General features: G+C 60.8%; 10 protein-coding genes. 5 read left to right on the top strand and 5 right to left on the bottom strand.

Going from position 1 to position 13127, the window contains the following annotated elements; genetic code table 11:
* Nucleotides 1–17: 17 nt before the first annotated feature.
* The gene (gene entS / locus JTA15_RS01645) at nt 18–1265 is read right to left on the bottom strand and encodes an enterobactin transporter EntS (RefSeq protein WP_014169068.1); all 1248 of its coding nucleotides are present in this window, start codon (nt 1263–1265) and stop codon (nt 18–20) included.
* A 108-nt stretch (nt 1266–1373) separates the two neighbouring features.
* Between entS and fepD the strand changes: the two genes are divergently transcribed.
* From fepD to fepC, 3 genes are read left to right on the top strand one after another with little or no spacing between them, the layout of a single operon-like run.
* The gene (gene fepD, locus JTA15_RS01640; RefSeq protein ID WP_032677660.1) at nt 1374–2378 is read left to right on the top strand and encodes a Fe(3+)-siderophore ABC transporter permease; all 1005 of its coding nucleotides are present in this window, start codon (nt 1374–1376) and stop codon (nt 2376–2378) included.
* On the top strand, nt 2378–3367 hold the full coding sequence (fepG, locus tag JTA15_RS01635) for an iron-enterobactin ABC transporter permease (RefSeq protein ID WP_106504357.1): 990 nt from the start codon (nt 2378–2380) through the stop codon (nt 3365–3367). Before fepD ends, fepG begins: the two co-directional genes overlap by 1 nt.
* Nucleotides 3364–4164 carry an iron-enterobactin ABC transporter ATP-binding protein gene (gene fepC, locus JTA15_RS01630; protein ID WP_219372797.1) on the top strand — a complete coding sequence of 267 codons (801 nt, stop codon included), beginning with the start codon at nt 3364–3366 and terminating at the stop codon, nt 4162–4164. The genes fepG and fepC overlap by 4 nt, the downstream gene beginning before the upstream one ends.
* A gap of 46 nt (nt 4165–4210) precedes the next feature.
* Here fepC and entF read toward each other — a convergent pair whose 3' ends face one another.
* Genes entF through fes form a run of 3 tightly spaced genes read right to left on the bottom strand, consistent with a single transcriptional unit; the run spans nt 4211 to nt 9487 of the window.
* The gene (entF, locus tag JTA15_RS01625; RefSeq protein WP_219372796.1) at nt 4211–8068 is read right to left on the bottom strand and encodes an enterobactin non-ribosomal peptide synthetase EntF; all 3858 of its coding nucleotides are present in this window, start codon (nt 8066–8068) and stop codon (nt 4211–4213) included.
* Nucleotides 8065–8277 carry an MbtH family NRPS accessory protein gene (locus JTA15_RS01620; RefSeq protein WP_014169063.1) on the bottom strand — a complete coding sequence of 71 codons (213 nt, stop codon included), beginning with the start codon at nt 8275–8277 and terminating at the stop codon, nt 8065–8067. Before JTA15_RS01620 ends, entF begins: the two co-directional genes overlap by 4 nt.
* A 10-nt stretch (nt 8278–8287) precedes the next feature.
* Nucleotides 8288–9487, bottom strand: a complete 1200-nt coding sequence (gene fes / locus JTA15_RS01615) for an enterochelin esterase (protein ID WP_219372795.1) — start codon at nt 9485–9487, stop codon at nt 8288–8290.
* Nucleotides 9488–9738: 251 nt separating this feature from the next.
* On the opposite strand from fes, the gene JTA15_RS01610 reads away from it, so the two are divergent.
* Both JTA15_RS01610 and entD read left to right on the top strand, forming a co-directional pair.
* Entirely contained in the window at nt 9739–11988 is a 2250-nt protein-coding gene (locus tag JTA15_RS01610; RefSeq protein ID WP_047357082.1) for a TonB-dependent siderophore receptor, read from the top strand.
* A 120-nt stretch (nt 11989–12108) separates the two neighbouring features.
* A complete protein-coding gene (gene entD, locus JTA15_RS01605; protein ID WP_063156284.1) occupies nt 12109–12795 on the top strand; it encodes an enterobactin synthase subunit EntD in 687 nt (228 codons plus the stop codon).
* 64 nt (nt 12796–12859) lie between these two features.
* On the opposite strand, the gene JTA15_RS01600 is transcribed toward entD, so the two are convergent.
* Nucleotides 12860–13127 (bottom strand): hypothetical protein (locus tag JTA15_RS01600; protein WP_219372793.1); only part of this gene is annotated, 268 nt, incomplete at its 5' end.

Here is a 13127-nt window from a genome sequence, read left to right as displayed (position 1 = left end):
GGGCCGGTGTGAACGCGTCAGGCCGCACTGTCGTTCAACACAACCTCCTGCCTGAACCGACGCAGCTCAACCAGGACCACCAGCAATATCACTCCCAGCATAGCCAGGACAAAGCCGCTGCTGCTCGCTGAAGCCACCGGGGTCATTATCGCCCCCAGCCCGCCGAGGATAGCCGCGCCAATGGCATCGCCCGTCACGTTCTGCGCGGTCCACAGACCGTTGATACGCCCCAGCATCCCTTCCGGCGTCTGGGTCTGGATCAGGGTGTACTGCAGCAATGAACTGATGGCGCTTAGCCAGCCAAAAATCACCAGGCACATTACGCCCAGCGCCCATACCGGCATCAGGCTGAAGAAACCAATCGCAATAAACGACGCCAGGGTAGCCAGCAGCATGATCAGCCCGGGACGCGCACTCTGCGCCAGGTTACCGCTGGTCAGCGCGCCGCATGCCGCGCCGAGCGGAATAGCCGCGTACAGCACGCCGATTTCCGACGCGCTCATCTGCCACACGCCCGCCAGCGCCGGGTAAAGCACGCGTACGGCGCTGGCCATCGTCAGCAGACCGCCGAGCAGCGCAATGCCACCTATCAACGGATTGCTGAACAGAAAACGGATAGCGGCCATCAGTGATGTCAGCGGATGTTCGCGCGGCTGTGGCGGAGGCGGCAGACGCGGCAAACGCAGGAGCGTGAGCGTAGTGATAAAGGTGCCCGCCGCCGCCAGCCCGTAGTTCCACGCCACGTTGCCGGTCGCCAGCAGCAGGCCACCGACCATCGGTGAAATTACCGACCCAAGGCGCACGGTCAGCATGGTGATTGCCCCCGCCTGCATCAGGTTTTCGCGCCCGACCAGCGCGGGCGTGGCTGCCAGCAGCGCCGTGACGCCGAGTGACGCAAAAAAACCGTCCCACAGACCGAGGGCGTAAATGGCAATCAGTGACGGCTCCGGCAGCATGGCGTTCAGACACAGCCCGATAAAGCCTACGCCGCAGGTGCCGCGTGCCAGCAGGATCAGTTTTTTACGCTCGTACCGGTCCGCCAGCACGCCGCCCACCATCAGGCCGATAAACATCGCCCCACCGGTTAAGGTGACCGAAAGCCCCACCAGCCAGCTGGAGTGGGTCATGGACTGGATCTGCACCGGCACGGCAACCCCAAGCAGGCCGAGGGAGAGGATGGAGATAAAACGGGCGATAAAGACAGCGCGGTATGCGGGGTGCGTCTTCAGCAGGCTGAGGTTGAGCAGCCAGGATTTTTGATTCATGACAAGGCCTTGAGTGTATTTCTACCAATTCCATTGGCGCACATGCTAACATAGCCAAATAAGATAGATAACGATAATCACTATCATTATCAAATCATGGATGTTGCTATGTCGTTTTCCTCTTCCGCGGTGCGCGCCGTTGCCGTGCCCGTGTTATTGCTACTGTTAATCCTTGCGATTGCACTCAGTTTGCTGGTCGGCGCGAAGCCGCTGCCCGCGTCCGTTATTGTCGATGCGCTCACTGGCAGCTGTCAGAGCGCCGACTGCACCATCGTGCTCGATGCCCGCCTTCCCCGTACCCTTGCCGGACTGCTGGCCGGGGGTGCGCTGGGTCTTGCCGGTGCCTTAATGCAAACGCTCACCCGTAACCCGCTGGCCGACCCCGGTATTCTTGGGGTAAACAGCGGTGCCAGCTTTGCGATTGTGCTTGGCGCGGCGCTCTTCGGTTTTACCTCTCCGTCTGAACAACTGGTGATGGCCTTCTGCGGCGCGCTGGCGGCGTCGCTGGTGGTGGCGTTTACCGGTAGCCAGGGTGGCGGACAGCTGAGTCCGGTACGCCTGACGCTGGCGGGCGTGGCGCTCGCCGCCGTGCTGGAAGGGTTATCCAACGGCATCGCCCTGCTTAACCCGGATGTTTACGACCAGCTGCGCTTCTGGCAGGCCGGTTCGCTGGATATCCGCACCCTGGCAACCTTAAAAGTGGTGGTGATCCCGGTCGTCATCGCCGCCGCCGTCGCGCTATGTTTAAGCCGGGCGCTCAACAGCCTGAGCCTCGGGAGCGACACCGCAACCGCGCTCGGCAACCGCGTGGCGCGCACGCAGCTAACGGGTCTTGTCGCGATCACCGTACTGTGCGGCAGCGCAACTGCGGTAGTCGGCCCCATTGCTTTTATCGGCCTGATGATGCCCCACATGGCACGCTGGCTGGTGGGTGCCGATCACCGCTGGTCGCTGCCGGTCACGCTGCTTGCTACCCCTGCCCTGCTGCTGTTCGCGGATGTTGTGGGTCGCCTGCTGGTGCCTGGTGAACTGCGCGTCTCGGTGGTAAGCGCGTTTATCGGTGCACCGGTGCTGATCTTCCTCGTGCGACGTAAACGCGGAGGTGGCGCATGATGGCCCCGTCCCGACGTTTAGTCACCAGCGTGTCGTTGCTGGCCGTCGTCATTCTGATGCTGGCGGTCTGGAGCCTGCGCAGCGGCGCGGTCACGCTCGATTTCGCGCAGATTTTTAACGCGCTGCTTGGCAGTGCGCCGCGCAATGTCACCCTGGTGGTCACCGAGTGGCGACTGCCGCGCGTGGCGATGGCGATTCTGGTGGGCGCGGCGCTCGGCGTCAGCGGTGCCATTTTTCAGTCGTTGATGCGCAACCCGCTTGGCAGCCCGGACGTAATGGGGCTGAACACCGGCGCCTGGAGCGGCGTGCTGGTGGCGATGGTGCTGTTTGGTCAGCACCTGACGGCCATCACGTTCACCGCGATGACCGGCGGGATAGTCACCGCGCTCATTATCTGGGCGCTGGCCTGGCGCAACGGTATCGACACCTTCCGCCTGATCATTATCGGTATCGGCATTCGCGCCATGTTGATGGCTTTCAACACCTGGCTATTGCTGCAGGCTTCGCTCGACACCGCGCTCTCTGCCGGTCTGTGGTATGCCGGTTCACTCAATGGCCTGACGTGGGGCAAAACCTGGCCCGCTGCCCCGCTGATCCTGGTGATGTTTATTGGCGCGGTGTTGCTGGTACGCCGGATGCGCCTGCTGGAGATGGGTGATGACAGCGCCTGCGCGCTGGGTGTGGGCGTTGAGCGCTCGCGCCTGATGCTGATGCTGGTGGCAGTGTTACTGACCGCTGCCGCCACCGCCATCGCCGGGCCGATCTCGTTTATCGCGCTGGTTGCACCGCACATTGCCCGGCGCATCAGCGGCACGGCGCGCTGGGGATTAACCCAGGCGGCGCTGTGTGGCGCAGCGTTACTGCTGGCCGCCGACCTCTGCGCCCAGCGGTTATTTATGCCTTATCAACTTCCGGTAGGCGTCGTGACCGTCAGCCTCGGCGGGATTTACCTCATCGTCTTGTTAGTTCAGGAGTCACGCAAGAAATGACAAACAGCACAACCCGCTTGCGCGGCGAATACTTAACCCTCGGCTATGGCAAAAAAATCATTGCCCGTGACCTGACGGTGGCTATCCCGGACGGCCATTTTACGGCGATTATCGGCCCGAACGGCTGCGGTAAATCGACCCTGCTGCGAACCCTCAGCCGCCTGATGACGCCGGTTGAGGGCTGCGTGTATCTCGACGGCGAGCAGATCCAGCGCTTTGCCAGCAAAGAGGTGGCGCGCCGTATCGGCCTGCTGGCGCAAAACGCCACCACGCCCGGGGATATCACGGTGCAAGAACTGGTCTCGCGCGGGCGCTATCCGCATCAGCCGCTGTTTACTCGCTGGCGTAAAGAGGATGATGAGGCGGTGAAGCGAGCAATGCAGGCGACGGGCATTACCGACCTGGCCCGGCAAAGCGTGGATACGCTCTCCGGCGGACAGCGCCAGCGGGCGTGGATTGCGATGGTGCTGGCGCAGGAAACCGCCATCATGCTGCTGGACGAGCCTACCACGTGGCTGGATATCAGCCATCAGATCGATCTGCTGGAGTTGTTGAGCGAGCTGAACCGCACGCAGGGCTATACGCTGGCGGCCGTGCTGCACGATTTAAATCAGGCATGCCGCTATGCCACACATTTGATTGCGTTGCGCGACGGCGAAATTGTGGCGCAGGGTGCGCCAAAAGAGATTGTGACGCCGGATCTGATCGCGCAGATCTACGGCATGCGCTGCATGATTATCGACGATCCCGTGGCCGGTACACCGCTGGTGGTGCCGTTGGGCAAGCGTGCACTCTGATGCCCTCACCCTCTCCAGGAAAAGAGGGTGAGAGTAGGGGAAACCGCTACCCCAATATCGCCTTCAGCACCGGTCCTATCGTCTCAAACGCCTGCGGTGAAATGATATCCACGTGGGCACAATCCTGGCTGTAAACCTCCAGTTCCCCCACCCACGGCGCCCAGGCCTGCTGCGGATCCAGCGTTTGCGTGCGCCCGGCAACAAACAACGTCGCTTTACCGTCGAACCGTGAACTGTGCGCCGTTGTCAGGAGGCGGACGGCATCGGCGTAATTCCCTTCGATGGCGTTAAAGAGCTCGCCAGAGCCTTGCCCTTGCTGCGCGGCGATAAACGCCTGCCGCTCGCGTTCAATTTCTGCCAGTACGTCCGGATCGAGACCATTGGCCTCTTTCTCTGCCCAGTTCTGGGTTTCCGGCGGCCAGGTATCCAGCAAGCCGAGAAACGCCACCGCGTCACCCTGCTCGCGCAGACGGGCCGCAATGCCCTGCGCCAGCGTGCCGCCAAGCGAGTAGCCGAACAGATAATACGGCCCCTGCGGCTGTTGCCCGCGCAGAGTCTGCAGATGATGTTCGATCACCTCGTCCAGCGTAGCGCACTGCTGCATCGGCCCTTCCGGACGCGGCGACTGAATGCCGGTGATTGACCAGCGCGGGCTGAGATAGCGCGCCAGCACGCTAAACTGCCAGGCAAAGCCGGATGCCGGATGGAAGCAGAACAGCGTCGGACCGTTGCTTTCACGCAGCGGCAGAAGGGTCTCGTAGCCCAGACGCTGTGCCTGTTCGTCATTCATCGATGAATCCAGCAGCGCGCTGAGCATGCTGACCGTCGAGGCCACCATAATCTGCCCCGGCGTGACCCTGCGGGCAAACGTACGGCTGAGCTGCGCGGCCAGGCGCATCGCCAGCAGGGAATGACCACCGAGGGCGAAGAAATCGGCATCGATGTCGTTCACCTCACAACCGAGCAGGGCAGAAAATGCCTGCGCGACGGCCACTTCAGCGTCTGTTTCTGGCGCCCGCCCGGACGTCTTGCGGGTCAATTCCGGCAACGGAAGCGCCTTGCGGTCAAGCTTTCCGTTGGCAGAGAGCGGCAGCGCGCTGATTTGCAGCAGCACCACCGGCACCATATGGGGCGGCAATTGAGCTTTAAGCGAGTGCAGCAGCGCATCGCGGTCCAGCGGCAAGCCGGACCCGGAGACGACATACCCTACCAGCTGTCGGGCATCGCCCCCGGTTGCCGCCGCCTGATTAAAGACGCACGCGTGCGCTACGGCCTGCGCCACGTCAGGCAGCAAAAGCATCGCACGATCGATTTCGCCGAGCTCGATACGCTGACCACGAATTTTGAGCTGATCGTCACTGCGGCCCAGATATTCCACCGCGCCGTTATCCAGCCAGCGCGCCACGTCACCGGTGCGGTACATCCGCTCGCCAGGTGCAAAGGGATCGGCAATGAAGCGGCTGGCGGTCAGGTCCGGCCGACCGAGATACCCCTGCGCAAGCTGGGTCCCGGTAAGATAGAGGTCACCGGCCACGCCGAACGGCACCGGACGCATCATCGCATCCAGAATGCGCAGCCCGGTATTCCACACCGGGAAGCCAATCGGCACGCTGTTGCCCGCCACCGCAGCCAGTTCCGGACCCGACGCCGGATACCAGCTCACGTCCACCGCCGCTTCTGTTGGACCATAAAGGTTATGCAACGGGACATGAGTAAGGTGCTCCCACTCCCGACACAGTTCTGTCGGCAGCGCTTCCCCGCTGCAGAACACCTGCTTCAGGGTCTGACAGCAGTCGGCATTTTCCGGCGTCAGCGAGGCAACGAATGCCGCCAGCATCGACGGCACAAAGTGTGTCGTGGTCACGCCATAATGCGCGAAGAAGTTCTGCATCGCCTGCGGATCGCGGTGCGCGTCCGGCTCGGCCATCACCAGCTTCGCGCCGGCGATAAAGGGCCACCAGAACTCCCAGACCGAGACGTCAAAACTGCACGGCGTCTTCTGCGCCACCACGTCATGCGCGTCCAGCGGATAGTGATCCTGCATCCACATCAGGCGATTAACGATGGCGGTATGCCCTACCATCACGCCTTTTGGCCGCCCCGTTGAGCCTGAGGTAAAGATGATGTACGCCGTGTGCGCCGGCTTTGCCAGCCGCAGCGGTTCACTGCCCGCTGGGGGTAATAGTGTGTTGTAACTAAATACAGGGACCGGCAGATCGCTAAAGCGCGAAAGCTGATCGTCAGAGGCGATCAGCAGGGACGGTTTCGCGTCCTCCAGCATCATGCGCAGACGATCGTCCGGGTAACCGGTATCCAGCGGCAACCACGCGGCGCCCGCCTCCACGATGCCGTGCAGCGCCAGGGTAAGAAACACCGAGCGCGGCAGGGCTACCGCCACGCTGTCGCCAGGCTTAACGCCGCGTTCCCGCAGTAATGTCGCAAGAGCCACCACCTGCTCGCGCATCTGGCGGTAATTCAGTTCGATGTGCGCATCAGCAAGCGCGGGGGCATCCGGCGTTTTGCCCGCCTGGTCTGCCACCAGCTGAGCCAGCGTGGTTGACGGTAGCGCCAGCCCGGTATCATTGATACGCGCCAGCTGCTGGTATTCCTGCTCTGAAACGGTTTCTGCTTCGCCGCAGCGCAAATCCGGGTTGGCAGCAAACTGCATCAGCATGGCGTTCAGGCGTGCAACGTGGCGCGTTAGCGTCGCTTCATCGTAGCGCTGCTTATTGGCAAGGATTTCAATACTCAGTCCGCCCTGCTCGTCCGGGAACAGCGCCAGTTCAAGGTCATTGACCGGGCCAGTGGCCAGCGTATGGGTGATGGCGTCCACGCCATCCATATCCAGCTGATAATCAAACACCTTGACGTTCAGTACCGGGCCAAACAGCGCGTCATCGCCCGCGGCACGTCCGCTGTCGCGCACGATCTGCTCGGCGTCATAACGCTGATGGCGACGCATTTTTTTCAGCTGATTTGCCAGACGATGCGCCAGCGCAGGCAGGCTTTCGTGCGGGGCAATGTTCACCGCCAGCGGCAGCACGTTCAGCACCGGGCCGGTTGCCGTTAAGGCCGCCGACCCCATTCGGCGCATAAAGATAAACCCGGCGGCGTAGTCCAGCCGTCCGGTCAGACGCCCGATCCACAGTGCCACCAGCGCAAGCGCCAGATCGGTACGCTGAACCGGCCCCGCCGCCTGAGCAAGCCGGGTAAAGGCGCGGCGGTCAGCCGTCACCTTCAGACGCAGAATATCGGTGGTCGCCGCACGGCCCGGCAGCGGTGCCGACGACAGCGAGACCGGGGAAGGAAGCTGCTTACGCTGCTCCGCCCAGAACGCCCCGTCGCGCTGATACGCTTCGCTATCGCGATAGCGCTGGTACTCCCCCACCACCTCGGCGAAAGGGGTAAACGGCGACACGGGCGTGGGCTCGCCGTTTTGCCATGCGCGATAAATGGCGACGATCTGGCGGGTAATCGCCGGAAAACTGAAGCCATCCACCACCAGATGATGATATCGCTGATACCAGTACCAGTGCCCTTCGCCTACCTGAATCAGCTGATGGAACGCCAGCGGCTGACCGCTGTCCACGCGCAGGTTCTGGTTTAAATCCGCCGCCATCAGGGCCATCGCCGCGTCATGGGATTCGGCGCGAACCACGGACGGTTCAGGCAGTGACATAGCGTCATCCACCCACTGCCACACCTCGCCATTCTCTTGCACAAAACGCATGCGCAGGGTGTCGGCCTGCCGCATCCCTTCAACAATGGCTTTTGCCAGCAGCGGTGCGTCAATATTGCCCTTCAGCTCGGTGTAGTGCGCCACGCTCCAGGCGTTTGGCAGGGAGGAAAGCTGCTCCGCCATCCAGATACCCGGCTGGGCGGCGACAAGAGGAAGACGGTTCATGCTTTCTCTCCCGCAAAATACGACGGTTGCAGGGTTTGCCAGTGGTCGGCGAGCCACTGCTGACAGGCTTCCTGAGATTGTGCTTCACAGACCACGCGCCAGCCCGCCGGCAGCTGGCACTGCTGCGGCCACAGACTGTACTGTCCCTGGTCGTTACGCAAAATCGCAAACTGCCCCTGCGGATTATCGAAAGGGTTGCTGAATTCCATACAGACTCCGTTAGTGAATAAGCGGCTGCCAGAGGGTCATCAGCCCCTGCGTCAGCCCACCGCGCCAGCAAAGCGCGTCGTGTCCGCCGTCAACCTGACGCCAGATAACCGGTTGCTGCGGGTGCAGTTCGGCGTAGATCGCCTGATTCGCGCGGAAGATGAGCGGCTCATTGCGCCCGGCCTCAAGAACGATACGCAGCCCGCGCGCGGTGAGGTCGCCCGCTTTAAGTTGTTCGATGAGCAACCCGTCCTGCTGACCGCCACGGTGCGGCCACCAGTAGGAGCCGGACTGGCTTAATACGCAGCCAAAGCGCTCGGGCCAGTTAAGCCCGGCATAAAGTGAAGAGAGGCCGCCAAAGCTTTGACCCGCGACTACCGTTCGGTCGGCGCGGTCGCTGAACGGAGTGCGGCTGTTCACCCGCGGGAGAAGTTCCTCCTGCACCGCCCGCCAGAAATCCGGGTTGCAGGGCAACTCGTGATTGCGGTGCGCCATGTCGATCACATCGATTAAGACGTAGACGGCAGGCGGCAGTTTGCCCGCGTTTGTCAGCGCGGTCAGCGGAGACCACACGGGCATGCTTTCGGCCCAGAACTGGCCGTCGAGCAGTACGGCAAGCGGCCGCTCCGGGCTGTCTTCACCGGTGGTGAAAACCCACACCCGGCGGCGGTTATTCAGACGCACGCTTTCCCATTCAAAGCAGACGGGCGCGTTGCCGGGCGTTGCGGGCGTGTTCCAGCCGGGCTGAACCGGGGCCTCGGGCATTTCGAGCGCCGAGACGGGATGCCCTCGCCCGCCGCGCCAGCTTTGCGGATTTAAAGGGTCGGCCATCGCCGCGGGGAGCAACTTTCGCCAGCCTTCACGCAGCGCCAAACGATCGGGTTGCTCGCCGTGGAAGACCGCGTCGGCAAAATCATCTTCGTTCACTGAGGGGATAAAACAGTAGCTGCCACGCCATTGCGGGGTGAACGCGCCCTGCCACTGCCAGACGTCAGTATCAGGAATGCGCTCAAGGGATTGCGGACGGGCATTTTGATGGTGATCGGTCACGCCGGTGATGTAGAGCCAGACGCGTTTTAGCGGCGAGGTTTTTTGCGTTCCTGCCGGATCACGCCACCAGAGAGTGACGCGATAGTGCCCCTTCTCGCGGGTCCATTCGGGTCCATTTTTCGACTGCCACCAGGCTTCACTTCCCGTTTTTAACCCCGTCACCCGTATAACCTCATGTTTATCAGTCTTTTTTGTTTCAGGATAAATTTTATTGATAATATTATTGATAACTATTTGCATTTGCAATAGCGTAGTGGCCGCGCTGTGGGAAGCGCGCTCATAAAACAACCATGCCACGCGTTGTGTGCGCTCGAGGACGGGGCTGCTTACGCAAACTGCGGGTGACACCATGCCGCCTCCTCTCCCTTTCGGGAATGGAGCCCGGGGATGCGGCGCGAAAAGCAGGACGTACAATGAATAAGAAGATTCACTCCCTGGCCTTGCTGGTCAACTTAGGGATTTACGGCGTTGCGATGCCAGCGCTGGCAGACGACAACACCGCCGACGCGCAGCACGAAGACACCATGGTGATCACCGCCGCAGAGCAGAACCTGCAGGCACCAGGGGTATCGACCATCACCGCCGATGAAATCCGTAAAAACCCGCCCGCACGTGACGTGGCCGAAATCATTCGCACCATGCCTGGCGTTAACCTGACCGGGAACTCCACCAGCGGACAGCGCGGCAATAACCGTCAGATTGATATTCGTGGTATGGGTCCGGAAAACACCCTGATCCTGATTGACGGCAAGCCGGTCACCAGCCGTAACTCCATCCGTCTGGGCTGGCGCGGCGAGCGAGATACCCGCGGTGACACCGGCTGGGTACCCCCAGAGATGATTGAACGCATTGAGGTCATTCGTGGCCCGGCCGCAGCTCGCTACGGTAACGGTGCGGCAGGCGGCGTGGTGAACATCATCACCAAAAAATTCGACAACCAGTGGCATGGCTCCTGGAACACCTATCTGAATGCTCCAGAACATAAGGATGAGGGTTCCACTAAGCGCACCAACTTCAGCCTGAGCGGCCCGCTGGGCGGCGACTTCAGCTTCCGCATGTTTGGTAACCTGGACAAAACCCAGGCCGATGCGTGGGACATCAACCAGGGCCACCAGTCCGATCGTACCGGTACTTATGCTGACACCCTGCCTGCAGGCCGTGAAGGGGTCGAGAACAAAGACATTAACGGCGTGGTCCGCTGGGACTTCGCGCCCATGCAGTCCCTGGAGTTTGAAGCGGGCTACAGCCGCCAGAACAACCTCTACGCGGGTGATACCCAGAACACCAACAACGACAACAGCTCCAGCGGTCTGGTGAAGAAAAACTACGGTAAAGAGACTAACCGTATCTATCGCCAGAACTTTGCGGTGACCTGGAACGGCGGCTGGGATAATGGCATCACCACCAGCAACTGGGCGCAGTACGAGCACACCCGCAATTCGCGTCTCGGCGAAGGCCTGGCAGGCGGTACGGAAGGATTATTCAACAGCAATAAATTCACCGACACCGACCTGGCTGATGTGATGCTGCACAGCGAAATCAACCTGCCGATTGATTTTCTCGTCAACCAGAACCTGACGCTGGGCACCGAGTGGAACCAGCAGCGCATGAAGGACTCGACCTCCTTCTCGCAAACCCAGCAGGGCGGGACCATTCCGGGGCTCAGCAACGATCGTAGCCCGTATACCTCGGCGGAGATCTTCTCCCTGTTCGCTGAAAACAACATGGAGCTGACGGACAGCACCATGCTGACCCCGGCGCTGCGCTTCGATCACCATACGATCGTCGGTAACAACTGGAGCCCGTCCCTGAACCTGTCGCAAGGCCTGGGTGACGACTTTACGCTGAAGATGGGTATCGCCCGCGCCTATAAAGCGCCGAGCCTGTACCAGACCAACCCGAACTATCTGTTGTACAGCAAAGGCCAGGGCTGCTACGCAAGCTCCGACGGCGTGGGTTGTTACATGATGGGTAATGACGACCTGAAAGCCGAAACCAGCATCAACAAAGAGATTGGTCTGGAGTGGAAACACGACGGCTGGCTGGCGGGCGTGACCTGGTTCCGTAACGACTACCGCAACAAGATTGAAGCGGGGTATGCGCCAGTCGGCCAGACCTCCACCAGTAAAGTGACCACCGATATTTACCAGTGGGAAAACGTGCCTAAAGCGGTGGTTGAAGGTCTGGAAGGCTCCCTGAACGTGCCGGTCAGCGACACGATCAACTGGACCAACAACATCACCTATATGCTGCAAAGTAAGAACAAGGAGACCGGCGACCGTCTGTCGATCATCCCGGAGTACACGCTGAACTCAACCCTGAGCTGGCAGGTACATCAGGATGTGTCGCTGCAGTCGACCTTCACCTGGTACGGCAAGCAGCAGCCGAAGAAGTACAACTACAAAGGCCAGCCGGTGACCGGGTCTGAGAAAGACGAAGTCAGCCCGTACAGCATCGTTGGCCTGAGTGCGACCTGGGACGTGACCAAAAACGTCAGCCTGACCGGCGGCGTGGATAACGTCTTTGATAAACGCCAGTGGCGCGCGGGTAATGCCCAGACCACCGGCAACGCCACAACCGGTGCGTATATGTACGGCGCGGGTGCATACACCTATAATGAGCCGGGCCGAACCTGGTTTATGAGCGTGAACACGCACTTCTAAGGCGGGCTGTGTCTCCCCTCTCCTGCCGGGAGAGGGGCTGAATGTCTCCCTCTCCCGGCAGGAGAGGATCGGGGTGAAGGCATCAGGCCGCACTATTCCTCAACGTCAGGACGAGAAAACATGCGTACCACCCACTCCACATTTCGTCTTGCCGGAACCACGGTCCACCAAATTACCTTCGATCCCACCACCTTTACCGACGCAGACCTCCTCTGGCTTCCTCACCATAACGCGCTTGCTCACGCTGCCTCCAAACGTAAAGCTGAACACCTGGCCGGACGCCTCGCCGCCGCCTACGCCCTGCAGGAATATGGCTTTACGGCCATACCGGCTATCGGCAGCAGCGGCGAGCCGCTGTGGCCTGTCGGCATGACGGGCAGCATCAGCCATACGGCCAGTCGTGCGCTGGCCGTTGTAACGCCGCACGGGCTAACGGGTATCGACGGGGAAATTATCCTCGCTGATGACGAAGCGGTGGAGATCAAAGACGGGATTATTGGCCCCGCAGAGGACACGCTGCTGCGCCACACCGGCCTGCCATTTGCGCAGGCGCTGACGCTGACGTTTAGCGCCAAAGAGAGCCTGTTTAAGGCGCTGTTTTCACAGGTTAACGCGATGATGGGCTTTGATTGTGCCCGCGTCACGGCGCTCGACGAGAACACCCTGACGCTGGCGCTAACCCGCCCGCTGGCGGGGTTTTCGCAAGATGATGCCTTCACGCTGTTTTGGCTGCGTGACGGCAACACGCAGATCACACTGCTTCCGCCTTTTCCCGCCGCTTCACACAAGTCATCATCACGGCGTTGAACAATACGCCAGACTGCAGTCTTTTCAATCCTTGCCCCAGGTGCAGCGCAGATAAGGCTGGGTGTTACTTCTTACTGAACAAAAACCTCATGCAAATGACTGTTATCCCAGTGGCACCAATGGCCGAGACGGACAGAGCAAGAATCGAAGCAAAATCATGCACACCCTCTATGCCGTAAATACTAAACACGTTTGCCAGACGTTGAATGTTGTCCAGTGGAAAAAAGGCTGCCCATACCAGGCCGCAAACGAAAAACCAAAATACTATTTGTACGCAAAAAAGGAAAAAACCGGTGAAAGTCCTCATCGGGTCACCGTTATTGCTCCGCAGG

The sequence above is a fragment of the Enterobacter sp. BIDMC 29 genome (assembly GCF_019378755.1).
Lineage (GTDB): Bacteria > Pseudomonadota > Gammaproteobacteria > Enterobacterales > Enterobacteriaceae > Enterobacter > Enterobacter ludwigii.
The sequence above is the reverse complement of the archived record's forward strand: the minus strand, read 5'-3'. Positions and strand labels throughout refer to the sequence as shown.